General features: G+C 60.7%; 17 protein-coding genes and 1 tRNA gene. 9 read left to right on the plus strand and 9 right to left on the minus strand.

All coding sequences use genetic code 11. From position 1 onward, the window contains the following. The first annotated feature begins 290 nt into the window (after positions 1-290). The 7 genes from fdnG to B723_RS21120 all read left to right on the plus strand — a co-directional run bounded on the left by fdnG (position 291) and on the right by B723_RS21120 (position 9,804). Positions 291-3,356 carry a formate dehydrogenase-N subunit alpha gene (fdnG, locus tag B723_RS21090; protein ID WP_144425259.1) on the plus strand — a complete coding sequence of 1,022 codons (3,066 nt, stop codon included), beginning with the start codon at positions 291-293 and terminating at the stop codon, positions 3,354-3,356. Continuing rightward, positions 3,357-4,292: a formate dehydrogenase subunit beta gene (gene fdxH / locus B723_RS21095; protein ID WP_017338788.1), complete on the plus strand. Its 936-nt coding sequence runs from the start codon at positions 3,357-3,359 to the stop codon at positions 4,290-4,292. It begins immediately after the preceding gene. Continuing rightward, positions 4,289-4,942 (plus strand): formate dehydrogenase subunit gamma, encoded by a 654-nt coding sequence (locus tag B723_RS21100; protein WP_017338789.1) that lies wholly within the window; start codon positions 4,289-4,291, stop codon positions 4,940-4,942. Before fdxH ends, B723_RS21100 begins: the two co-directional genes overlap by 4 nt. Before the next feature lie 5 nt (positions 4,943-4,947). Continuing rightward, positions 4,948-5,874 (plus strand): formate dehydrogenase accessory protein FdhE, encoded by a 927-nt coding sequence (gene fdhE, locus B723_RS21105; RefSeq protein WP_017338790.1) that lies wholly within the window; start codon positions 4,948-4,950, stop codon positions 5,872-5,874. Between the two features lie 502 nt (positions 5,875-6,376). Then, positions 6,377-7,798, plus strand: coding sequence for an L-seryl-tRNA(Sec) selenium transferase (selA, locus tag B723_RS21110; RefSeq protein ID WP_017338791.1), 1,422 nt, complete (start codon positions 6,377-6,379; stop codon positions 7,796-7,798). Next, complete coding sequence (gene selB, locus B723_RS21115) at positions 7,795-9,702, plus strand: selenocysteine-specific translation elongation factor (RefSeq protein ID WP_017338792.1); 1,908 nt, start codon at positions 7,795-7,797, stop codon at positions 9,700-9,702. The genes selA and selB overlap by 4 nt, the downstream gene beginning before the upstream one ends. 6 nt (positions 9,703-9,708) lie before the next feature. Further along, positions 9,709-9,804: transfer RNA gene (locus B723_RS21120), tRNA-Sec, on the plus strand. 8 nt (positions 9,805-9,812) lie between these two features. Here B723_RS21120 and B723_RS21125 read toward each other — a convergent pair. The 5 genes from B723_RS21125 to phbB all read right to left on the minus strand — a co-directional run bounded on the left by B723_RS21125 (position 9,813) and on the right by phbB (position 15,787). Further along, on the minus strand, positions 9,813-11,135 hold the full coding sequence (locus B723_RS21125; RefSeq protein ID WP_017338793.1) for an OprD family porin: 1,323 nt from the start codon (positions 11,133-11,135) through the stop codon (positions 9,813-9,815). A gap of 65 nt (positions 11,136-11,200) precedes the next feature. After that, positions 11,201-11,854 carry a hydrolase gene (locus B723_RS21130; RefSeq protein ID WP_017338794.1) on the minus strand — a complete coding sequence of 218 codons (654 nt, stop codon included), beginning with the start codon at positions 11,852-11,854 and terminating at the stop codon, positions 11,201-11,203. Between the two features lie 147 nt (positions 11,855-12,001). Next, complete coding sequence (gene phaC, locus B723_RS21135) at positions 12,002-13,705, minus strand: class I poly(R)-hydroxyalkanoic acid synthase (protein ID WP_017338795.1); 1,704 nt, start codon at positions 13,703-13,705, stop codon at positions 12,002-12,004. A gap of 99 nt (positions 13,706-13,804) precedes the next feature. After that, positions 13,805-14,983, minus strand: coding sequence for an acetyl-CoA C-acetyltransferase (locus tag B723_RS21140; protein WP_017338796.1), 1,179 nt, complete (start codon positions 14,981-14,983; stop codon positions 13,805-13,807). A gap of 57 nt (positions 14,984-15,040) precedes the next feature. Next, positions 15,041-15,787 carry an acetoacetyl-CoA reductase gene (gene phbB / locus B723_RS21145; RefSeq protein ID WP_017338797.1) on the minus strand — a complete coding sequence of 249 codons (747 nt, stop codon included), beginning with the start codon at positions 15,785-15,787 and terminating at the stop codon, positions 15,041-15,043. 281 nt (positions 15,788-16,068) lie between these two features. On the opposite strand from phbB, the gene B723_RS21150 reads away from it, so the two are divergent. Next, positions 16,069-17,106, plus strand: a complete 1,038-nt coding sequence (locus B723_RS21150) for an AraC family transcriptional regulator (RefSeq protein WP_017338798.1) — start codon at positions 16,069-16,071, stop codon at positions 17,104-17,106. 145 nt (positions 17,107-17,251) lie between these two features. On the opposite strand, the gene B723_RS21155 is transcribed toward B723_RS21150, so the two are convergent. Continuing rightward, positions 17,252-19,636 carry a DUF3141 domain-containing protein gene (locus B723_RS21155; protein ID WP_017338799.1) on the minus strand — a complete coding sequence of 795 codons (2,385 nt, stop codon included), beginning with the start codon at positions 19,634-19,636 and terminating at the stop codon, positions 17,252-17,254. 242 nt (positions 19,637-19,878) lie between these two features. Here B723_RS21155 and phaP point away from each other — a divergent pair, with 242 nt between their 5' ends. Continuing rightward, positions 19,879-20,448: a TIGR01841 family phasin gene (phaP, locus tag B723_RS21160; protein WP_017338800.1), complete on the plus strand. Its 570-nt coding sequence runs from the start codon at positions 19,879-19,881 to the stop codon at positions 20,446-20,448. Positions 20,449-20,486: 38 nt separating this feature from the next. Here phaP and phaR read toward each other — a convergent pair whose 3' ends face one another. The 3 genes from phaR to B723_RS21175 all read right to left on the minus strand — a co-directional run bounded on the left by phaR (position 20,487) and on the right by B723_RS21175 (position 24,452). Further along, the gene (phaR, locus tag B723_RS21165; RefSeq protein WP_017338801.1) at positions 20,487-21,008 is read right to left on the minus strand and encodes a polyhydroxyalkanoate synthesis repressor PhaR; all 522 of its coding nucleotides are present in this window, start codon (positions 21,006-21,008) and stop codon (positions 20,487-20,489) included. A 275-nt stretch (positions 21,009-21,283) separates the two neighbouring features. Then, positions 21,284-22,552, minus strand: coding sequence for an OprD family porin (locus tag B723_RS21170; protein WP_017338802.1), 1,269 nt, complete (start codon positions 22,550-22,552; stop codon positions 21,284-21,286). Between the two features lie 127 nt (positions 22,553-22,679). After that, positions 22,680-24,452 (minus strand): acyl-CoA dehydrogenase C-terminal domain-containing protein, encoded by a 1,773-nt coding sequence (locus B723_RS21175; RefSeq protein ID WP_017338803.1) that lies wholly within the window; start codon positions 24,450-24,452, stop codon positions 22,680-22,682. Positions 24,453-24,478: the final 26 nt, after the last annotated feature.

Consider the following 24,478-nt stretch of genomic DNA (forward strand, 5'->3'; position numbering starts at 1 on the left):
TTTTTTGTGGCGAGGGGATTTATCCCCGTTCGGCGGCGAAGCCGTCGTAGATCCTGTCAACCCGGTATGACCGAAAGAATGCAGGGGGCTGCTTCGCAGCCCAACGGGGATAAACTCCTCGCCACAAAGGCTCTCCCACGGCGGAAAAACCTGGGCCGGCGGTCGGTTTTCACACAGTCTTCGACTGCATTGTCTAGAGTTTGAAGTGTCGGTAGCTACGCTGCCGCCGCCGTGATTGCCCCGAAAAACCCGGCACAAGTACCGGGTCTTCACCTGATCAGGAGTGCACGATGGATCTCAACCGTCGTCAGTTCTTCAAGGTCGCCGGTATCGGCCTTGCAGGCTCGAGCCTGGGCGCGCTGGGCATGGCCCCGGCGCCGGCCTTCGCCGAGCAGGTGCGCCACTTCAAGCTCGCCCACACCCATGAAACCCGCAACACCTGCCCGTACTGCTCGGTAGGCTGCGGCTTGATCATGTACAGCCAGGGCGATGCCGCCAAGAATGTCGCGCAAAACATCATCCACATCGAAGGCGATGCCGACCATCCGGTCAATCGCGGCACGCTGTGCCCGAAAGGCGCGGGCCTGCTGGATTTCATTCACAGCCCCGGCCGCCTGCAGTATCCGCAGGTGCGCAAGCCGGGCAGCACGGAGTGGACGCGCATTTCCTGGGATGAAGCGCTGGATCGCGTCGCCGACCTGATGAAGGCCGACCGCGACGCCAACTTCATCGAGAAAAACGCCCAGGGTCAAACGGTGAACCGCTGGCTGACCACTGGTTTTCTTGCGGCTTCGGCGGCGTCCAACGAAGCGGGTTACATCACCCACAAGGTCATTCGCAGTCTCGGCATGCTGGGGTTTGATAACCAGGCGCGTGTCTGACACGGCCCGACGGTGGCAAGTCTTGCCCCGACGTACGGCCGTGGTGCCATGACCAATACCTGGACCGATATCGCCAACGCGAATCTGATCCTGGTGATGGGCGGCAACGCAGCAGAAGCGCACCCATGCGGTTTCAAATGGGTGACCGAAGCCAAGGCGCACAATGCCGCGCGGCTGATCGTGGTCGACCCGCGATTCACCCGCACTGCGTCCGTGGCCGACTATTACGCGCCGATTCGCACCGGCACCGACATCGCCTTCATGGGCGGGCTGATCAATTACCTGCTGACCGAGGACAAGATCCAGCACGAGTACGTGCGCAACTACACCGACGTGTCATTCATCGTCAAAGCCGGGTATGGCTTCGAGGACGGAATTTTCAGCGGGTACGACGTGACCAAACGCGCGTACACCGACAAGTCCGGCTGGGGTTATGAACTCGGTGAAGACGGCTTCGTCAAGGTCGACCCGACCCTGCAAGACCCGCACTGCGTCTATCAATTGATGAAGCAGCATTACAGTCGCTACAACATCGAGCTGGCCAGTCAGATTTGCGGCATGCCCGTGGACGCCATGCAAAAGATCTGGGAAGAGATCGCCACCTGCTCGCAACCGGGCAAGACCATGACGATCCTCTATGCCTTGGGCTGGACGCAGCACTCGATCGGTTCGCAAATCATTCGCAGCGCCGCCATGGTGCAGTTGCTGCTGGGCAACGTCGGCATGCCGGGCGGGGGCGTCAATGCCTTGCGCGGGCACTCCAATATCCAGGGGTTGACGGACCTCGGGCTGCTGTCCAATGCGCTGCCGGGCTATCTGACGTTGCCGCAGGACGCGGAGCAGGACTACAACGCCTACATCACCAAACGCACGCAAAAACCATTGCGGCCGGGGCAGCTGTCCTACTGGCAGAACTACAGCAAATTCCACGTCAGCCTGATGAAAGCCTGGTACGCCGGCAACGCTACGGCCGAGAACAATTGGGCGTACGACTATTTGCCGAAACTCGACATCCCCAACTACGACATCCTCAAAGTGTTCGACCTGATGGGGCAGGGCAAGGTCAACGGTTACATGTGCCAGGGCTTCAACCCGATTGCCGCGTTGCCCGACAAAAATCGGGTGATGGCGGCGCTGGCCAGGTTGAAATGGCTGGTGGTGATGGACCCGCTGTCCACCGAGACCTCGGAATTCTGGCGCAACGTCGGGCCGTATAACGATGTGGAAACCGCCGGCATCCAGACCGAAGTGATTCGCCTGCCTACCACCTGTTTCGCCGAGGAAGACGGCTCTCTGGTCAACAGCAGTCGCTGGCTGCAATGGCACTGGAAAGGCGCCGACGGCCCTGGCGAAGCGCGCACCGACGTGCAGATCATGAGCGAGCTGTTCCTGCGCCTGCGTCAACGCTATCAAGCCCATGGCGGCACTTATCCCGACCCGATCCTCAAACTGTCGTGGCCCTACAGGATTGCCGACGAACCGGCGCCGGAAGAGCTGGCCAGGGAGATCAACGGCTACGCCACCACCGACTTCACCGATGCGACGGGTGTGGCGATCAAGGGCAAGGCGCAACTGGCCGGCTTTGGTCAACTCAAGGACGACGGCAGCACCGCGTCAGGCTGCTGGATCTTTTGCGGCAGCTGGACCGAGGCCGGTAACCAGATGGCCCGGCGCGACAACAGCGATCCGTATGGCATGAAACAGCACCAGGGCTGGGCCTGGGCCTGGCCGGCGAACCGGCGGATTCTCTACAACCGCGCCTCCTCCGACCCGCTAGGCAAACCGTGGGACGAGAAAAAACGCCTGGTGTGGTGGAACGGTAAAGTCTGGGGCGGCACCGACGTGCCGGACTTCAAGGCCGACTCGCCACCGGAAGCCGGGATGAATCCGTTCATCATGAACCCTGAAGGCGTGGCGCGGTTCTTTGCCGTCGACAAGATGAACGAAGGCCCGTTCCCGGAACACTACGAGCCGTTCGAGACGCCCATCGGCATCAACCCGCTGCACCCGGAAAACAAGAAAGCCACCAGTAACCCGGCGGCGCGGATCTTCGATTCGGTATGGGATTCCCTCGGCGTGGCCAAGGATTACCCGTACGCCGCCACCAGCTACCGGCTGACCGAGCATTTCCACTTCTGGAGCAAGCATTGCAAGCTCAACGCCATTTCCCAGCCGGAGCAGTTCGTCGAGATCGGCGAGGTGCTGGCCAAGGAAAAAGGCATCGTTGCCGGTGACCGGGTGCGGGTCAGCAGCAAACGCGGGCATATCGAAGCGGTGGCGGTGGTGACCAAGCGGATACGCCCGCTGCAGGTCAACAATCAGGTGGTGCACCAGATCGGCATCCCGTTGCACTGGGGATTCACCGGGCTCACGCGTCACGGTTACCTGACCAATACCCTGGTGCCGTTCCTCGGCGATGGCAACACCCAGACCCCGGAATCCAAGTCATTCCTGGTCAACGTGGAGAAAGTCTGAATGGCCAGCCAAGACATCATTGCCCGCTCGGCCACCACGACGGTTTCGCCGTCAGTGCGCAATCAGGAGGAAGTGGCCAAGCTGATCGACACCACCAAGTGCATCGGCTGCAAGGCCTGCCAGGTCGCCTGTTCGGAATGGAACGAGCTGCGCGACGACGTCGGTCACAACCTCGGCACCTACGACAATCCCCAGGACCTTAGCGCGGAAACCTGGACCCTGATGCGTTTCACCGAGCACGAAACCGACGCCGGCAACCTCGAATGGCTGATCCGCAAGGACGGCTGCATGCATTGCGCCGAGCCGGGCTGCCTGGCGGCGTGCCCGAGTCCGGGGGCGATTATCAAGCACGCCAACGGTATCGTCGATTTCGATCAGGACCACTGCATCGGCTGCGGTTATTGCATCACCGGCTGCCCGTTCAACATCCCGCGGATCTCGCAAAAGGATCACAAGGCCTACAAGTGCACGTTGTGCTCGGACCGGGTCGCTGTAGGCCTGGAACCGGCCTGCGTGAAAACCTGTCCGACCGGGGCGATTGTGTTCGGCACCAAGGACGACATGAAGGAACACGCCGCCGAACGCATCGTCGATCTCAAGAGCCGCGGCTTCGCCAACGCCGGGCTGTACGATCCCGAGGGCGTGGGCGGCACGCACGTCATGTATGTGTTGCATCACGCCGACACGCCGGTGCTCTATGCCGGTCTGCCGAATAGCCCGACGATCAGTCCGCTGGTGGAATTGTGGAAAGGCGTGAGCAAACCGTTGGGCTTGCTGGCCATGGGGCTGGCGGTGTTGGCCGGGTTCTTCCACTACGTGCGCGTTGGCCCGCAGATCGTCGAGGAAGACGAACTTCCGGTCCTCAAAGACCCTGCGGTGCATGAAGTCGATCCGGCGGTGCACACCTTCGATCCGCGCGGGGAGGACAGACCATGATCCGCAGACAGATCCTGCGCTACACCTCGAACCAGCGCACCAATCACTGGCTGGTGGCGATCTTTTTCTTCATGGCGGCGTTGTCGGGGCTGGCGTTGTTTCATCCAGCGTTGTTCTGGCTCAGTCACCTGTTCGGCGGCGGGCCATGGACGCGCATCCTGCATCCGTTCATGGGTGTGGTGATGTTCGTGCTGTTCCTGGGGCTGGTGATTCAGTTCTTTCGGGCGAACTTCTTTATCAGCAATGACCGCTTGTGGCTGCGCCGCGTCGGGCGAGTGATCCAGAACGAGGAGGAGGGCGTGCCGCCGATCGGCAAGTACAACCCGGGGCAGAAGCTGCTGTTCTGGACCTTGCTGCTGTGCATGCTCGTGCTGCTGTTCAGCGGGCTGGTGATCTGGCGGGCATATTTCAGCGAGTATTTCGGCATCACCTCGATTCGCTGGGCGATGTTGCTGCATGCCTTGGCGGGATTTGTATTGGTGTTGAGCATCATCGTGCACATCTACGCCGGTATCTGGATCAAGGGCTCGGTCAGCGCCATGGTGCATGGCTGGGTCAGCCGTGCCTGGGCAAGGAAACACCATGAGCTCTGGTACCGGGAAGTCACGCGCGATGAACACCCCGAACGGCCGGTCAGCAAAAAAGGATAAGCCCCTTGGCGACAATTCTTCAGCCTGGCGAGATTGAAGCGGCGGCGAGTTCTCCGCCGTTTCTGCACTTGCCGCCGAACAACCTGTTCGCGTTGCGAGCACAGCGACTGGAACGGTTGGCTGAGGGGCATCCTTTGGCCAATTACCTGCTTCTGGTGGCAGGCCTGTGTGGTGTTCAGCAGCAGTTGATGGACGATCCCCCCGTCGCTACGTTGCCGGACCCCGAACGTCTGCGGGTTTGCCAGCAGCATGGCTTGCCGCCGTTTGCTGCCGACGGTCTGGTGCGCGAGGACGATTGGTTGCCTTGGCTGCATGCGCTGTTGCAGCGTTATCGGCCACCGTCGCAAATGGAAGTCGAGAGCGCGATAACCTGTTTGCGAAATGCCAGCGTCGGCCAACTCAAAGCCTGGGCAATTGCTTTGGTCAGCGGCCAGTTTGCGTTGCTGCCGGCGGAGTTGGTGCCATTTCTGGGCGCCGCGTTGCAGGCCGCCTGGAGCCATTGGTTGCTCAGCACGCCTGATCTGGCCTTGAAACCCGGCGACAGTCTCAGCCAGTGTCCGGCCTGCGGTTCTCCGGCGATGGCCGGGGTGATTCGGCATCGCGGCAAGCACAACGGCTTGCGCTATCTGGTGTGTTCGCTGTGTGCCTGTGAATGGCATGTGGTGCGGGTCAAATGCGTGTATTGCGAGCAGAGCAAGGGTCTGGAATATGTCAGTCTTGATGATGATCGCCATGCTGCCAATCAGGCGCCGTTGCGCGCCGAGGTTTGTCCCGGTTGTCGCAGTTACCTGAAATTGTTGTATCTGGAAAATGATGCTGAAGCTGAAGCGCTGTCGGGGGATTTGACCAGTCTGATGCTGGACATGCGCCTTGAGCAGGAAGGGTATCAGCGGGTGGCGCCGAATCTTTTGTTTGCGCCTGGGGGGGATTGAAGCTTTCTTGCAGGGGCCTCTCGGGGACATCTCCATTTCTTCGGTAACGGCCGCCGATGGTTCCGCTCTTACAGCGGGTTACTTGGAAAAGCGCCAACTAACCAAGCGTTTTTGCCCCGTTCGTTCGGAACCCGATCTCCCGTGGGAGCTAGCCTGCGTGCGATGATCGTTAACGATAACGCGGGCGATCTGAATCAACGCGGTGGGTTTACACAGCTAGCTCCCACAGGGGATTGTTGGCGGGCATGACACGGGTGTTTCCCACCAATGATCCTGACAAACTTCACGCCGGCTATCAGGCTGCCTCGCTTTTGCTTTTGATCTTGATCTGCCCCGTCGGAAGGCCGAGCGCAGGTTCTGCGCTCAGTCCAAAAAAAAGGTCGGCTATCAGGCCGCCATCGTACGAGCGCCAGGCATACGCAAATTCATTGCGGGAGCGAGCCCGCTCGCAAAGAGTCCCAGCGACTACACTCAGGCGGTCAGCCGTTTACGGGAGCCCCTGATGCCCTCCAGATCCGCCAACCCGGCCTTGCGATTGCCTTCCATCGACAGTTTGCTGCGCCATCCGGCATGCCAGCCACTGTCCGAGCGCTATGGGCGCGAAGCGCTGCTGGGCAGTTTACGGCAACTGCTGGATGACCTGCGTGAACCGGTCATTTCAGGGCAACTCGACGCCATCGAAATCACCCCCGACACGTTGGCGGGCAGGGCTGGCGAACGCCTTGCCCGGCAGCATCGCAGCCATGTCCGTCGCGTATTCAATCTCACCGGCACCGTGTTGCACACCAACCTCGGTCGCGCGTTACTGCCGCAGGAAGCGATTGACGCGGTGCAGATGGCCGCCCGCTATCCGCTCAACCTGGAATTCGACCTGCACAGCGGCAAGCGCGGCGACCGCGACGACCTGATCGAAGGCCTGATCCGCGAACTGACCGGTGCCGAAGCGGTCACCGTGGTCAACAATAACGCCGCCGCCGTGCTGCTGACGCTCAACAGCCTGGGCGCGCGCAAGGAAGGGATCATTTCCCGGGGCGAACTGATCGAAATCGGCGGTGCGTTCCGCATTCCCGACATCATGGCCCGGGCCGGGGTGAAGCTGCATGAAGTCGGCACCACCAATCGCACCCACGCCAAGGATTACGAAGCCGCCATCGGCCCGCGCAGTGGATTGGTGATGCGCGTGCATGCCAGCAACTACAGCATTCAAGGCTTCACCACGAGCGTGCCAACTGCCGAATTGGCGGAGCTGGCGCACAAACACGGTTTGCCGCTGCTCGAAGACCTCGGCAGCGGCAGCCTGCTGGACTTGACTCGCTGGGGCTTGCCCGCCGAACCGACGGTGCGCCAGGCACTGCTCGACGGTGCAGACATTGTCACCTTCAGCGGCGACAAACTGCTCGGTGGCCCGCAGGCCGGGCTGATCGTGGGTCGCAAAGACCTGATCGCGAAGATCAAGAAGAACCCCCTGAAAAGGGCGTTGCGCGTCGACAAACTGACCCTGGCCGCCCTCGAAGCCGTGCTGGGGCTTTACCGCGATCCGGATCGCCTGGCGGAACGCCTGCCGAGTTTGCGTCTACTCATCCGCCCGCAGACAGACATCTTCGCCCAGGCCGAGCGCCTGCAACCATCGCTGGCCAGGGTGTTGGGCGAGGGCTGGCGCGTCAGCGCAGTGCCATCGCTGGGCATGATCGGCAGTGGCAGCCAACCCGTGGCGCGCCTGCCGAGCGCGGCACTGTGCCTGCGACCGGAGGTCAGCAAGCGCCTGCGCGGTCGGCGGTTGCTTGAGCTGGAGGCTGCCTTCAGAAAGCTGGCCATCCCCGTGCTCGGTCGCCTCGATGATGACGCGCTGTGGCTGGATCTGCGGCAACTGGACGACGAGCCGGCATGGCTGGCGCAGCTCGATCAACTGCAGGTGACCGGGTGATCGTCGGCACCGCAGGGCACATCGATCACGGCAAGACGTCCTTGCTGCAGGCCTTGACCGGTCAGGCGGGCGACCGTCGCCGGGAAGAGCGTGACCGAGGCATGACCATCGACCTCGGTTATCTGTATTCGGCGCTCGAACCCGGCGCGGCCCTGACCGGTTTTATCGACGTGCCCGGTCATGAACGCTTCACCCACAACATGCTGGCTGGAGCGCAAGGCATTGATCTGGCGCTGCTGGTGGTGGCCGCTGATGACGGCGTCATGCCCCAGACCCGGGAACACCTGGCCATCGTCGAACTGTTGGGCATTCCCCGGGCGCTGATTGCGATCACCAAATGCGACCGGGTCGATACTTTTAGAGTGCAGGCCGTGCGCGAACAGATCGCCGCTTTGCTCGCGCCCGGTCCTTATGCCGGCGCGCCACAGATTGCGCTGTCGAACACGACCGGCGAGGGTATCGAAACGCTGCGCCAGGCCTTGCTGGATGAGCAAAAAGAAGTGCTCCAGCGCCATACCCTCGGCGGATTTCGCCTGGCAATTGATCGGGCTTTCAGCGTCGCTGGTGCGGGAATTGTGGTGACCGGCACGGCGTTGTCCGGGCAGGTGGCGGTCGGCGACACACTATCGCTCGGTCCACAGGGCAAACCGGTGCGGGTGCGTGGCCTGCATGCGCAGAATCAGGCAGCCGACAGCGCCACGGCGGGCCAGCGAGTGGCGTTGAACCTGAGTGCCGAGCGCCTGTCACTGGAGCAGATTCACCGAGGGCACTGGCTGCTGGCCGAGTGGCTGTATGCGCCGACCCAGCGGCTGGACATCGACCTGCATCTGTTGATCAGCGAAGCCAGGACGTTCGAACATTTTCAGCCTGTGCACGTGCACCTCGGGACTCAGGACGTAACGGGGCGAGTGGCGTTACTGGAGGGTTCCAGCCTGGCGCCGGGTGAGCGCATGTTCGCGCAACTCCTGCTCAATGCCCCCGTGCAGGCGGTGCACGACGACCCTTTGATCCTGCGTGACCAAAGCGCTCAGCGCACCCTCGGCGGTGGCCGGGTGCTGGACCCGTTCGCGCCATCGCGACAGCGCCGAAGCCCAGAGCGACTGGCGCAATTGCAGGCGCTGGCCTCGACGACACATCTGGAAGAGGTCTTGCCGGCGTTGCTGGCCAACAGCGACACCGGGCTAGACCCGCAGCGTCTGGAACGTCAGTTCAACCGCCCGCGCAGCACCTGGCATTTACCCGAGGATGTCCGCCTGATCGATACGCGCCAGGGACAACTGTTGTTCAGCTCACTGCGCTGGGAAACGCAAAAAGCACTGCTGCTGGAACATCTGGCGCGCTTTCATCAACTGGAACCGGATCAAATGGGCCCGGACCGGGATCGCCTGCGCCGGTTCGCCGGCACGGCGCTGGACCGTGCGACGTTCGTCAGCCTGATCGACGAACTGCTGGCCGCTGGCACTCTCGCTGCCAGCGGACCGTGGCTGCACTTGGCCGGTCATCAAGTACGCTTGAGCGCGGAGGACGAAGCCCTGTGGCAACACTTGCAACCGTTGTTCGAACAGGCCGGATTCGATCCCCCGTGGGTGCGTGACCTGGGTTTCGATGAGGTGACGGTGCGCTTGCTGCTGCGCAAGATGGCGCGCCTGAGCCTGGTGCATCAAGTGGTCCGCGACCTGTTTTATACAGACGCAATGCTGCGTCGTATGGCGGCTATGCTCTTGCAACTGGCGGCGCAAAACGAGGTGATTCAAGTCACGGCGTTTCGCGATGCGGTGGGCCTGGGGCGCAAGCGCAGTATCCAGATTCTCGAATACTTCGACCGGCTGGGCCTGACCCGACGCTTTGGCGACAAACGTCATATCCGCCTCGACAATGCCCTGGCGCAACGGGCAGAAAACTGACTTCAAGGAAGGCAATCGCGCCCGGTGGCGCGGCCGGGCTTCAAACCCGGTTGGGGACGGCATCCGTTCCCGGGCAGGTTCGACTCCGGCTGCCTTCCGCCAATTTCCCTTCACAGATGCCCGAAGTTCAGCGGGTACTGGATGACCACGTACACCCGGTCGATGTCATCGCCTGCCTGGGCGGTGTTGGCTCGATGGGACACATGGGACAATTGCAGGGACAATCCTTTGGCCGTGCCGGACTGCACGACGTAGCGCAGGTCTATGTCGCGCTCCCAATGCCGGCCGCCATCGCCTTGTTGCGGCATGTAGTCACCGACGGACTCATCAAAAGGGTTGTAGGCGCCGCCCTTGGGCGCATGGGTGCCGTCGATCTGGCTGCCCATGACGTAACGCGTCATGAAATTCAGGCCGGGAATCCCTAAGGTGCCCAAATCGAGGTCGTAACGTGCCTGCCATGAGCGTTCATTGGCGCCGTTGAAGTCGGCGTACTTGATCGAGTTGGCCAGGTAGATCGAATCGCCGCCGACAAAATCGAATGGCGTGTCGCCCGTTATTTTTTGATACGCCAGCGTGAAGGCATGTGCAGCGACGGTGTACTTGCCCGAGAGACTGAACGCGGTGTTATCGATGTCGCCGGCCAGCGCTTTGCCGGTGTCCTGCGTATGGTAGAGATTGGCGTCGAGGAATACCCCGGGCTGCTTCAGGTGCAGGTTGGCGTAATACTGACGCCAGGTGTCGCTGAGTTCGGAGGCGTAGAGCGCACCGCCGACGGGGCGTTGGGTGAACAGGTCGGTGCCGAGAAATGTAATGCCGCCAGCCTCTGTGTTGGCGCCATAGCCATAGAAGTCGCCTTTGCCCGACGAACTGTCCTGGTTCTTGAACGCCGTGAAATGACCGGCCACCAGATTCAGGTCGTCGACTTCGCGGCTGTTCAGCAGCAAGCCTGTGGCGTACTCCGGTTGCAGGCGTTTGTCCGCGGTGTCGAATACCGGGGTTTCGACCATCATTTCACCGAAGGCCAAGGTGGTTCGGGAGGCTCTGATTTTCAGCGCGCCACCGCCACTGGAGTAGTTGCCTTCGCTACGACCGTCATCATTTACGGGCAGCAATCCAGTCCCGGAATGCCCCTTGCCGCCATCCAGTTTCAATCCCAAAAAGGCATGAGCATCCAGGCCAAACCCAAGCGTACCGGGTGTGAAACCGGATTCAAAAGCGCCGATAAAGCCTTGAGCCCATTCCGCTTTATAGCTTTTGCCTGTCGGCGAAGGGGATCGGTAATCGCTATTGAGGTAAAAGTTGCGGCTGAGCACGTCAAGCGTCGCGCCGTCCAGAAACCCTTGTGCGGGTTCATCAGCCAGGGCTGTTCCGGCGAACAGCATCGATAACCAGAAGGGCAACCCGGCGCGAAGATCTTGCTTGCGAAACTTCATCGTCAATGACCACGCACCAGCGACTGCGGAATGTCCACAGTCGCTTGCTATTAAAAGGAAACCGCTTAGTGGCCTTCCGAGGCCCCGAACATGGTCTTGGCGTAAATCAGCCCCAGACCGTAGGAACCACCGTTGGCAATCGAGGTTTTCACGGTTTCGTCATAGGTCTCGGTACGTGCCCAGTCGCGCTGCAGTTCAAGCAGGTATTGCAGCGAGGTCATCGGCCGCGCGCCGATCTGGATCATGCGCTGCATGGCCATTTCATGAGCTTCGGTGCTGACGTCGCCACAGGCATCGGCAATCACATAAACCTCGAAACCCTGGTCGATGGCCGACAGCGCCGGGCCGACGATGCACACGGAGGTCCACAGGCCGGCGAGGACGATTTTCTGTTTACCGATTTTGTTGACTTCGACGGCGATGCGTTCGTCTTCCCAGGTGTTCATGCTGGTACGGTCGATGACGTTGTGTTCCGGGAATACCGATTTGATTTCGTCGAAGATCGGGCCTGAGAAGCTCTTCTCGGCAACCGTGGTGAGGATGGTCGAGACCTTGAAGCCACGTGCAGCCTTGGCCACCAGCGCGGCGTTGTTGCGCAGGGTCACGGCGTCGATCGACTTGGTCGCAAAGGACATCTGCGACTGGTGGTCGATCATGATCAGTGTGTGGTCGGTCGGGGTCAGCAGGGTTTTGCCGGGAACTGCTTTTGCGATAGCCATGGCGAGGTCCTTACGGGTGAGTGAGGAGGCCATGGTTGCGTAAATTCATTCGGGGATATTGAACCGGTGTGCTGTGTTTTGACTTTCTTGCGGGGCGGGATCACCGCGCCGCCCCGCGCAATAAAAGCTATCGCACGGGACAGTCCATCATTGCATCACGTACCGACCGGGGGCCGATTCAAGTGCAGGATACTGCGCATTGCCGCTGTGCGGCGCCGAAGGCTGGCGTTCGCCGCCGTGTTCGGCGAGCCAGGCGAACCAGTCGTTCCACCAGCTGCCGGGATGTTGCTCGGCATTCTTGAACCAGGTATCGGGGTTTTTCGTGACCCGGTTATTGGTCCAGTAATGGCGCTTCTCCTTGGCGGGCGGGTTGATGACCCCGGCGATATGCCCCGAAGCGCCCAGTACGAAGCGTTTGGTGCCGGACAGCAGTTCGGTGCTGGCATAGGCGCTTCGCCAAGGCACGATGTGATCGTCATGGGTAGCGAGGATGTACGCCGGCGCGTCGATGGCGCGCAGATCGAGCCTGGCGCCGCAGCAGTCCAGCTCGCCGGATTTCAGATCGTTCTGCAAATAGGTGTGGCGCAAATACCAGCAATACATCGGGCCGGGAAGGTTGGTGCTGTCGTTGTTCCAGAACAGCAAATCGAGAGGGATCGGCTTCTGGCCCTTGAGGTACTTGTCGACGTTGTAGTTCCACCACAAATCATTGGGGCGCAACAGCGAGAAGGTGTTGCCCATGTCCTCGCCCTTGAACAGGCCGATGGGGCCGTCAACGCCACCGATGGTGCGCTCGCGGTAAGCCACCAGTTGCTCGTCGACGAAGATGTCGATAGGGCCGGTGTCGAGGTAGTCCAGGAACGTGGTCAACAGGCTCACGCTGCCGATTTCGCGATCACCGCGGGCCGCCAGCACCGCCAGCGCGGTGCTCAGCAGCGTGCCGCCGATGCAGAAACCGACGCAATTGGGCCGTTGCTCGCCGCTGATTTCACGGGTCACTTGCAGGCCTTTGATGATGCCGGTTTCGATCAGGTCGTCCCACGTGGTGCCTGCATGTGCCTGATCGAAGTTGCGCCACGACATCAGAAACACTGGATGACCTTGTTGCAACAGGTGGCGAACCATCGAGTTGTCCGGGCGCAGGTCAAGGATGTAGTACTTGTTGATCGACGGCGGGACGATGAACACCGGTCGCCGGTATTGGGTGTCGCTTTGCGGGTAGTACTGAATCAACTGGAAGAGGTCGTTCTCGAATACCACTTCGCCGGGCGTGCTGGCCAGGTCGACGCCAACCTTGAAGGCGCCGCTGTCGCACTGGCGCATCTTGCCTTCCTGCAGGTCGCTGGCCAGGTGCAACAGGCCCGTGAGCAGGCTGGCGCCTTGAGTGTCCGCGGCCCGCTGCAGGGCATCAGGATTGCTCACCAGAAAATTGCTCGGCGCGCCTGCGGCGATGGCTTGCTCTACGAGGTACAGCAGGCGCTGGCGGGGTTTCTTGTCTTTGATCGGCAGTTTGTCGAGCAGTTTGAGCAGGAACCCGGCGTTCAGCAGGTAAAACGCGGCGAGGGAGCCGAACAGCGGCTCGCGCCAGTTGCCACTGGCAAAACGTCGATCCTCAAAGGTGAAGGGCTGGCCGCTCATCAGCCGGTGCCCGAGGTCCGCCCATTGCAGCTGATAGTCCGACTGGAGGCTGTCCAGGGTGTCGCGCGGCAAGTCGAACCACTCGTTGTATTCCTGCCCGGTAAACCACGGATTGGTGCTGACCCATAAACGTAATTGTTGCACTGCAAAGGAGGCAATGAACGGAACCTGGCCGGACCAGAAGGTATTGAAGGTGTGCGCGTTATTGTCCATGGAACTCCTTGCCCACATCAGTAAACCGGGCAGAAAAAAACCGCGGTGCCGGAATTCGGCACCGTGTCAGCAGTCAAGCAAGCAGTCCTGTGTTTCTTCTTATCGTTCGATGACCAGACTGACGCCTTGGCCGCCGCCAATGCACAACGTGGCCAGGCCCTTTTTGCCGTCACGGCGAATCAGTTCGTGCACCAGCGACACCAGAATCCGCGCGCCCGACGCGCCGATCGGATGGCCCAGCGCAATCGCGCCACCGTTGACGTTGACCTTGCGGGTGTCCCAGCCCAGTTCCTTGCCAACTGCCAGTGATTGCGCGGCGAACGCTTCGTTGGCTTCGATCAGGTCGAGGTCGTCCAGGCGCCAGCCTGCTTTCTCCAGCACCAGACGGGTGGCCGGAACCGGGCCGATGCCCATGATCGACGGGTCGACGCCTGCGCTGGCGTAAGCCTTGATGCGTGCCAGCACCGGCAAGCCGAGGGCCTGGGCCGTGGTGGCGCTGGTCAGCAGCAACACGGCGGCGCCATCGTTGAGGGTCGACGAGTTGCCGGCGGTCACGCTGCCGTCTTTCTGGAACGCCGGTTTCAGATTGCTCAAGGCTTGCAGCGTGCTGCCCGGGCGCGGTTGTTCATCCGTATCGAACACCAGCGGATCGCCCTTGCGCTGAGGGATCAGGATCGGCGTGATTTCACGCTTGAAGTAGCCTGCTTCGATGGCGGCAGCCGCTTTCTGTTGCGAGGCGGCGGCGAAGGCGTCCTGGTCTTCGCGGGTGAGGCTGTACCGCGTGGCCAGATTTTCAGCGGTGATGCCCATGTGGTAGTCGTTGAAAACGTCCCACAAACCGTCCTGAATCACGCTGTCTTGCAATTGCGCATGACCCAGACGCAGCCCGGTGCGTGCCTTGGGCAGCACATAGGGCGCCAGGCTCATGTTTTCCTGGCCGCCGGCAATCACCAGTTCGGCGTCGCCGCAACGGATCGCTTGAACAGCCAGTTGCACGGCCTTGAGGCCCGAGCCGCAGACCTTGTTCAGGGTCAGGGCCGGGGTAGTAAAGGGCAGGCCGGCCTTGATCGCCGTCTGGCGTGCCGGGTTTTGTCCCGAGCCTGCGGTGAGGACCTGGCCGAGGATCACTTCATCGATCTGCGCGCCGTCCAGACCGGTTTCTTCCAGCAGACGGCGAATCACTGTGGCGCCCAGCTCGGTGGCTGGAATCGCGGACAAGGCACCCTGAAAACTGCCAATGGCGGTACGAGTAGCGGCAACGATTACGACTTCGTTCATGCATGACCTCATTAAAATTTTGTCCAGCGGGAGCAGGGCGTCCGTGCCCTGATCGATCTACTGCATGTTCATGCCGCCGTTCACCGAGAAGTCGGCGCCGGTGCTGTAGCCCGATTCATCGGAAGCCAGCCAGGCCACGATCGAAGCGATTTCTTCGGGTTGGCCGAGGCGCCCGACCGGGGTGGCCGCAATCATGGTGTCGAGGATGTCCGGGCGGATGGCGGCGGTCATGCTGGTCTGGATGTAACCCGGCGAGACGGTGTTGACGGTGACGCCCTTGCCGGACACTTCCCGCGCCAGTGCCATGGTGAAACCGTGGATGCCGGCTTTGGCCGCGCTGTAATTGGTCTGGCCGAACTGGCCGCGTTGACCGTTGATCGAAGAAATGTTGATGACCCGTCCCCAGCCCTTGGCCAGCATGCCTTCGATCACCTGTTTGGTGGTGTTGAACAGGCCGCTGAGGTTGGTGCCGATCACCGCGTTCCAGTCTTCGGGGGTCAGTTTGCGAAAGGACGCATCACGGGTAATGCCGGCGTTGTTGACCAGCACGTCCACCGCTCCGAATTGTTCGTGGGCCGTCTCGAAAGCCTTGCGCGTCGACTCCCAGTCGGTGATGTCGCCGTAGATGCACTCGAACTGGTAACCCGCTGCCAGCTGGGTGGCAATCCAGTCGTTCTTGCGGGCGGAATCGGCGCTGCAACCGACGATGACCTTGAATCCTTCTTTGTACAGGCGCTGGCTTATGGCCGTGCCAATCCCACCCATACCACCCGTGACCAACGCAATACGACCAAGCGACTTCATAAGCTCCAATCCTTTTTTGTTTTTGCGCTGCAAGATGGGCGATTGTTCGGTATTGGCAAGGGATGCGGAAGTGTTGGGAGGTGACGGTGTGGTGTCCAACGGTGCCATGCGCGGTTTGGCGACTCCGATGCGACGAATGGCCTGAAACAGTGGCTAAAGGTGAGGACTACCTATACTGGGATCAATATTGGCAACGACATCACCCGTTAGAATTTTGATTCATCGCAGATCAGTCATGGCTCCGGACAGGATGTCCGGCTCCACAGGTCATTGAGGACGCCATGTATAAAATGAGTTCAGGCTATGCCAGCGTGCTGGTAAATACGCTCTCGGCTCAAGGACTGGATGTTGCCAGTCTGTGTCGGGAGGCTGGACTAGACATTGATCTCGCCAATAAACCCGGAGCGTTTTGCGAGCGAAAGGCCATCTATCGACTCTGGGAACTGGCCGCTGAGGCCTCGGGCGATCCGGACATTGGCCTACGGGCCTATGGCAGTTTCCACCCCGGCAGCTTTCAGATCGTGGGCTACACCATGATGTCCAGCCTGAATCTGAAAAAAGCCCTTGAACGCCTGGTCCGTTTCAGTCCGTTGATTGGCACCGGGTTCAGCCTTTTCTTTACTTCGGAACAGCAACATTACCGTCTGTCCGGGCTCGACCATCAACAGCAGGGGTCGGTCAAGCCGCGGCAATACACCGATGCCGGGCTGGCATCATTGCTGGGTTTCTGTCGCAAGCTGTCGGGCGGCAACGCACCGCAACCCTTGAGCGTTGAGTTCACTTATCCCGAGCCCGAAGACATCTCCGAGCATCAGCGGCTGTTTGGCTGCAATCTGCAGTTCGACGCGGCTTACGACAGCATTTTGTTTGACCGGGAGGAGCTGATGCGGCCTTTGAGTATGGCCAACGAAGCGTTGGCGGTGCTGCATGACAGCTTCGCCGAGGCGCAGCTGGACCTGCTGTTCGGTTTTTGCATTGTCGGCCGGATTCGCGCGCTGATTACCGAGCGCTTGAGTCAGGGGCAGGGGCAGTGCGACATGGAATCGATCGCGGCGGCGTTGAACATCAGCAAACGAACACTGCAACGTGCGCTGGAAAAGGAAGGGACACAATTCAGGGACGTGCTGAACGCGGTGCGTCGACAACTGGCGGATTTCTACCTGCGTCATTCTCACTTCAACATGAAGCATGTCGCGTATCTCCTTGGTTTTCATGATCACAGCAGCTTCAACAAAGCCTGCAGCCGCTGGTTTGGCATGACGCCGGGGCAGTACCGGTCCGATGAATCGTTTGAGATCGAGGAAGCCGCGCCGGTGTGACTTTCCCTGCGGGGGCGGGGTTGTGTGGCGAGGGAGCTTGCTCCCGCTCGGCTGCGAAGCAGTCGCAAGGATTTTGGGGCCGCTTCGCGACCCAGCGGGAGCAAGCTCCCTCGCCACACACAGGCCCGCTCCCACAGGTTGCTCATCAGGGTGCGGGAGGTTTCTTCGCGCCTTTTTTGCCCTTTGCGGGTTTGTGCGTTTTTGCCGGCGTTACTGGCGCGATCGGTTCAGGGCTAACCACTGGAACCGGATCGGCTTCGTCGGGTGAGCGGGTCAGGCTGAACCCCGGCAGCGGCACATCGAGCAGCGTGTGCAGCTCGCACCAGAACGGGTTGTCCGCACCGTTGGTCTGCAGTTCCGGCAGCAAATTGGCGACAGCCGCCAGCACTTGTTGGCGTTCTTCGACCGCACCCAGCATCAGGGGCAGGCTGTCCAGGCTTTCCTGAGGGTGGGTGGCAACCAGCAGTTTTTGCAGACGAAGGGTTTCACGGAGGTCCAGCGGCTCGGCGCTGTAGTCCTGCAGCAGCACTTGCAGTTGCAGGATCAGTTTCTCGACGCTTTGCTTGCCCGGTTCATCGCCGTCGCGGCCCAACAGGAACAGGATCCGGATCAAGGCTTCCATCAAACCACCAAGGGGCAGGGCGTCCTGAAGGCGTTCGGTCAGGGCTTTATCATGCTGCCTGGCATGCGCCTGGAGATCTCGCCCCGGAGTATTGCCGGCGAGGCTATTGAGGACGCCATACACGCCATAAAAACTCATCTCCTGAGCGGCATCACGCAGGTCCCGATAGCCGTTCAAGGCGTCCTGTATCTGGTTGGAAAACAGTTCCTGCCAGGCCAGCAACGGATTGGACGGGCTGGCGGGATGTCGCTCCTTGTTCACTTGAGCGGCACTGCCCGCCAGCCACCAGAGCGCCGGGTTCATACTGTTCCACATCACCTGTTGCTGGTGAAACGGGTGGGCCTTGCGCATCAGTTCGGCGGTCGGCTCGTTGATCAACTGACGCAACCACGGCCGTACAAATCCGTCATAAAGCGTGTTGTTGAAATCAGAGGCACGTTCGACCAGTGCGAACTCGCGATCGTCGTCACGGGGCGGCTGCACTTTACCGTGGATGTCGGCGATACGCCTTCGCTCGAAACGCACGGCGTACGGCGTATCCGAGTTTTCCGGCAGGTCATCGATGAGCATTTCATAGAGTCCGCCCGGCAACTCATTGATCGCGTCGACCGCGCCCAGCAACTCACGGTGTTCACGCCGCGCCACTTCACCCGACACGAAGATGCCCAGGTGACCGATGCTCGCGTGCCGCAGGTAAACGATTGTGCGACCGGCATTTTGCAGGGCGAGATCGCTGGGATAGACGTCGGTGATCCAGTCCAGCGCCTGTTGTGGCGAGGTGATGTTGTCGCCATAGGAGCAGAACACTACCACCGGCACTTCGATGCGTTTAAGGTCGAGCCCGCTGCTCTTGCGCCCGAGGCCGCCGGACAGCTGATTGCCGATGAACAGGTCGTCGACAATCATTTCGATCTCTTCGCCATTGAGCAGGGTCGGGCTGCCCCACCAGCGTTCGAAGTCCAGAAAGCGCGGGGCTTCGCTGTCGACTTCGCTGAACAGGTGGTAGTACTTGCCCCACCAGGTGTTGGCCGGGTCGAGGCTTTCGAAATTGCTCACCAGCCAGGTGCCGTCGAAACGGTCATTGCCCAGGTCGCTGCCCAGGCGCGCCATCCAGCCGCCACCCAGCAAACCGCCGGTGTAGCGCATCGGATTGCGCCCGTTGACGCCGGCCCAGTACGACAAAGGTGCACCATTGACGATGATCAGTCCTGGCAGTTCCGGGCGGGTCGCCGCCAGGCCCATCAATGCCCAGCCGGCCTGGCAGTTGCCGATCACCACGGGTTTTGCGCTGGCGGGATGTCGCGCGCTGACTTCTTCGAGGAACCGCGCCTGGGCTTCAACGATGTCCGCCAGGGTCTGCCCGGGGCATGGCGAATGGCTGAACGAGATGAAGTAGGTCGGATGGCCGGCGCGCAGGCTTTCGCCGATGACTGAATCCTGCTTGAAACCGCCAATCCCCGAGCCGTGACCGCCGCGTGGGTCAATGATGATCACCGGCTGTTTTTTGCTGTCGAGCCGTTGCCCTGGCCCTGCGAGGATCTGCAGCAACGAGTAGTTGACCGGGCGAAGCAGGTCTTCGCCGGCGATCAGGGTTTCATGATTGAACTTGAGCAGCAGCGGATACCCGGCGCGTTCGTGGGCCAGGGTGTTGTCGCCACGCTGACGCAAGGTGTCCCAGAACAGCACGCTGCGTTGGCCCAGGTCGGTGAGGTATTCCTGCCAGTCAGCGGCGTTCGGCTGGGTGAGTAGCCCAAGGCTGGAAGGCGCGTAGGTTTTGGCCTGGCGCTGTTGCACGGCGTCGAGAACGTTGAGGGTGTTGAGGCGCTGGAGATGGTTCAGGTGCTCGAACAACCCGGACGGGGCTGAAAGCCCTTCATCTTGCAGCGCAATATTTTCTTCCTGACCCATCGTGAACTCCTGACGCCATGCGTGGGAATGTTGCCCTGACTAATAGAAGCCAAGCCGGCCATTCGATTTTCACGAGTGTATAGGGAATATCAGTCGAGGAAGCGAACTTTATTGTGCGCTGCACAAAATAGCCATTGCCAAATGGTTTTGTGCACTGCAATATCAATTCGGCGCGATGACTGGCAGGATCGCTATCGCGTCCTCAGGCCCATCCGGGCCTTCCCGTACCAGGAGATCCAAGCATGTCTTTTTTCAACCCGGAAAATCTGCAAACCGCTCAGAAAGCCAACCTCGACCTGCTGCAGCAAATCAGCGGCAAAGTGTTCGCCAGCGTTGAACAGCTGAGCCAGCTGCAGTTCAAGGCACTGCGCGACTCCACCGAAGAACATTTCGAAGGCGTTCGCAAATTGCTCGCCGTGCGCGATGCCCAAGGCTTTGCTGACTTGCAGGCATCGTTCACCCAGCCGAGCGCGCAAAGCGAACGCCTGGCCGAGTTCAATCGTCAGGTTCAGGCGCTGATCGTGGGTACGCAGTCGGACATCGCCAAACTGACGTCGAGTCAGGTCGAGGCTGGCACCCAGCAGGTGAATGAGTTTGTTGAGTCGATCAGCAAACATGCACCGGCCGGCTCCGAGCCTGTAGTGGCTGCATTCAAGTCGGGCCTGGCGAATGCCGGTACGGTGTTTGAAAGCGCACAGAAAGCCGTGAAACAGGCTTCCGATGTGGCTCAGAGCAATTTTGACGCCGCCACTGCCGCTGCCGCCAAAGCGGCGCCAGAAGCCAGCGCCAAGACCACCAGCGGTAACAAGTAAGTCAAATCAGGCCGGCGGCACAAGAAATGGCGATGGGTTTATTCCCCATCGCCATTTTTTTTCGGCCCGCTATCGGTGCCGGGCTTGGCGCCAAACATGCCGAACAGGTTCTGGGTATTGAGGTACAAGGCCTTGGACTGGTCGACATACTGGCGCATCAGGTCCTGCATGACCGGCGCCTGTTGGTGCATGAAGTCGCTCCACGCTTCGGACGATTGCGCACCGGTCTGGGACTGGATGTCGATGACGGTCTGGATACTTTTGTCCAGGTAGCTGCCCAGTACACCCTGATACGGACCGTAGAACTGGATAATCCCCATCAGCATGTCGCTGGTGAATATCGGCTCACCGCCGCTTTCGGCTTCCAGAATCACTTGCAGCAGGATGCTGCGCGTCAGATCCTCGCCAGACTTGGCATCGACCACCTGAAACGCAATCTTGTCGACGACCAACTGGCGTATGTCCGCCAGGGTCAGGTGACTGCTGGTGTGGGTGTCATACAGTCGGCGATTGGGATACTTCTTGATCAGGCGGGGGGTGTTCCGACTGTTATCTGGCATGCGGGGCGTCTCGTGGCGAGCCTGGTTTTCAGGCATCTTAACCTACAATGGCTGCGGCCGCGGGATGGTGTCGGGGGAGGGATACCAGGTTCAACATCTTCAGTGCTTCTGTAGCCGTCTTCGCGAGCAAGCCCGCTCCCACAGGGGACTTGCGAACACTGAAGATCCAATGTGTGTGCGGGCTTGCTCGCGAAGAGGCCCGCAATCACAGCGAAAATCCGAAAAAAAAGAGGACTGCGCCGCAAAGCGAGTCCCCTTTGTGAAACCTGAATCGGTTACCAGATCGGCAACGTGTAGCTGACAATCAAACGGTTTTCATCAAGATCGCTGCCAAAATTGGTCGACCGAACGGTCGCATTACGCCATTTCACCCCGACGTTCTTCAACGGCCCGCTTTGCACGACATACCCGATATCGGTATCACGCTCCCATTCCTTGCCTTCCGGGCGGTTGCCGCCCAGGTCGATATTGTCACCGGTGATATAGCGGGTCATGAACGTCAGGCCGGGCACTCCGAGGGCGGCAAAGTTGTAGTCGTAACGGGCCTGCCAGGATTTTTCGTCCTTGCTGGCGAAGTCGCCGATCTGCACGAAGTTCACCAGGAACGCATCGGTGCCATTGACGTAGGCATACCCGGTGTCGCCACTCATGCCCTGATAACCCAGGCCGAACGCATGCCCGCCGAGGCTGTAAGTGAACATCGCACCGATGGCGTTGTTATCGACATTGCTGCCGCCATCATCGGTGGAGCGGGCGAAGCGCAGGTCGGTCTTCAACGACTGGCCGGTGGTGACCGGCAACACATAGGTCAGGTTGACCAGGTGCTGGCTGTAGAAATTGTCGAGGTGACCGTAGCTGTAGCCGGTGGCGAGGTTACTGGTCCATTTGTAGTTAAGGCTGGCGAAATCGAAGCTGTCGCTATCCAGATGGCGGCTGGTGATGCCCTTGGCGCCGGTACGGGTGATGCCCATGTCCTCGTAGTCCGAGGAGTCGCGCTGGTTGACCTGCGTCAGTCGACCGGCATCCACGCTCAGGCCTTCGATTTCCAGAGAGGTCAACTGACCGCCCTTGAAGGTTTGTGGCAACAACCGTGAATCGTTAGCCAGCACCGTCGGCAGCTTGGGCAGCAGCGTGCCGAGTTTCAGCGTGCTTTTCGAGGCGCGCACTTTGGCGGTCAGGCCCAGTTCACCGTACTCGTCCTGAGCGCCTTTGCGCGTATCGCGATGACGCTGGAGCACACCGGAACCGGCGCGATCCGGGCTGGAGTCGAGTTTGACGCCCAGCAGGCCGATCGTATCGAAACCAAACCCGATCATCCCCTCGGTAAAGCCGGATTCGTAGCGCAGCAGGAAACCCTGCGCCCATTCCTCCTGTTTCGATTGCGCCGCGTTGGCCTGACGGTAATCACGGTTGAAGTAGAAGTTACGCAGCTCGAGGCTGGCCTTGCTGTCCTTGATAAAGTCAGCAGCGGCGGGGGCCGAGAGGCTGATGACGCCACCGGCCAGCAACAGTCGGGTAGCGAGAATGCAGGTGTTGCGATCCATGTGAAGCCCCTTTGTTTTTATTATGGAATGACGGCTTGTGCGACCCTCGCCAACCGGGCGAGGGCTTATCAATAAAAAACGCGGACACCGAAAAGAGAGGAGCGTGGCGCCGCGTGCGGTTCAATCGTTAGAACTGCTCGGCACTCAGACCGAACAACGAGGCGCTGCCGGCGCGAATCGACTGCTCGAGGCTCAAAATGCGTGGCAGCAAGCGGTGGATGTAGAAGTCGGCGGTGGCGATCTTCGCCCCGTAGAACCCTTCGTCTTCGCCGCGTTTTTGCTGGGCCACCTGTGCCATGCGCGCCCAAAGCCAGGCGTAAGCGACATAACCGAACAGGTGCAGATATTCCACAGAAGCGGCGCCAACTTCGTTGCGGTTGGTCGCCGCCCGGTCCTGTAACCAGTCGCTGAGGTCTTCCAGGCGCTGCACGGCATCGAACAGTTGCGCGGAGTAGGGTGCGTCAGGCTGGTGGGCAAAATGGCGGATCTCTCCGGTGAACTGACGCAGCGCGGCACCGTTGTCAGCCAGCACCTTGCGCCCGAGCAGGTCCAGCGCCTGGATGCCGTTGGTGCCTTCGTAGATCTGGGCGATGCGCACGTCGCGGACCAATTGTTCCTGGCCCCATTCGCGGATGTAGCCATGGCCGCCGAACACTTGCTGGCCGTTGATGCAGCTTTCCAGACCGGTGTCGGTGAAGAAGGCCTTGGCAATCGGTGTCAGCAGGGCGACCAGGGTTTGCGCGGTGTCGCGTTCTTGCGCGTCATCGGAAAATTTCGCCAGATCGAGCTGCTGTCCGACATAACTGGCGAACGCGCGGCCACCTTCGGTCATGGCTTTCATGCTGAGCAGCATGCGGCGCACGTCGGGGTGAACGATGATCGGATCGGCGACTTTGTCCGGGGCCATGGCGCCGGTCGGGGCGCGGCTCTGGATACGTTCACGGGCGTAGGCCACGGCGCTCTGGTAGGACGCTTCGGCGCAGCCAATGCCCTGAATGCCGATGGACAGGCGTTCGTAGTTCATCATGGTGAACATCGCCGCGAGGCCTTTGTTGGCTTCGCCCACCAGCCAGCCGCTGGCACCGTCGAAATTCATCACGCAAGTGGCCGAGGCCTTGATGCCCATCTTGTGTTCGATCGAACCGCAACTCACGGCGTTGGCGTCACCGAGGGAACCGTCGGCATTGACCAGCACTTTGGGCACCACAAACAGCGAGATGCCTTTTGGCCCCGCCGGTGCGTCGGGCAGTTTGGCCAGCACCAGGTGGATGATGTTTTCGGTCAGGTCCTGATCGCCACCGGTGATGAAGATCTTGCTGCCTGTGATGCTGTAACTTCCGTCGGCCCGAGGTTCGGCGCGGGTGCGGATGAGCCCCAGGTCGGTGCCGGCATGGGCTTCGGTCAGGCACATGGAACCGGCCCAGCGACCTTCGTACATCGGCGGCAGGTACAGCTCTTTCAAGCTGTCGCTGGCGTGGGCATCCAGTGCCAGGCAGGCACCGGAGCTCAATGCCGAGTACAACGCGAAGCTTGAATTGGCGCCGTAAAGCATCTCTTCAAACTGCACCGCCAGCATCTTCGGCATGCCCATGCCGCCGTATTCGGCGTTACCGGACAAACCGACCCAGCCACCTTCGATGTAAGTCGCATAAGCCTGTTTGAAGCCGATCGGCGTCGTGACCTGGCCTTCATGCCACTGCGCGCCTTCTTCGTCGCCGCTGCGGTTCAAGGGTGCAATCAGGTGCGCGGTGACTTTCCCCGCTTCCTCAAGGATTGCGTCGGCGATGTCGGCATCGATGTTGTCAGCCAAGGCAGGCAGGCGCGCCCACAGGGCAGGAGCGTCGAACACTTCATGCAGGACGAAGCGCAGGTCGCGCAGAGGGGCTTTGAATTCGGGCATAACGTGAACCTCGACAGGACGGTTGT

The organism is Pseudomonas fluorescens NCIMB 11764 (genome assembly GCF_000293885.2).
In the GTDB taxonomy this organism is placed as follows: Bacteria; Pseudomonadota; Gammaproteobacteria; order Pseudomonadales; family Pseudomonadaceae; genus Aquipseudomonas; species Aquipseudomonas fluorescens_B.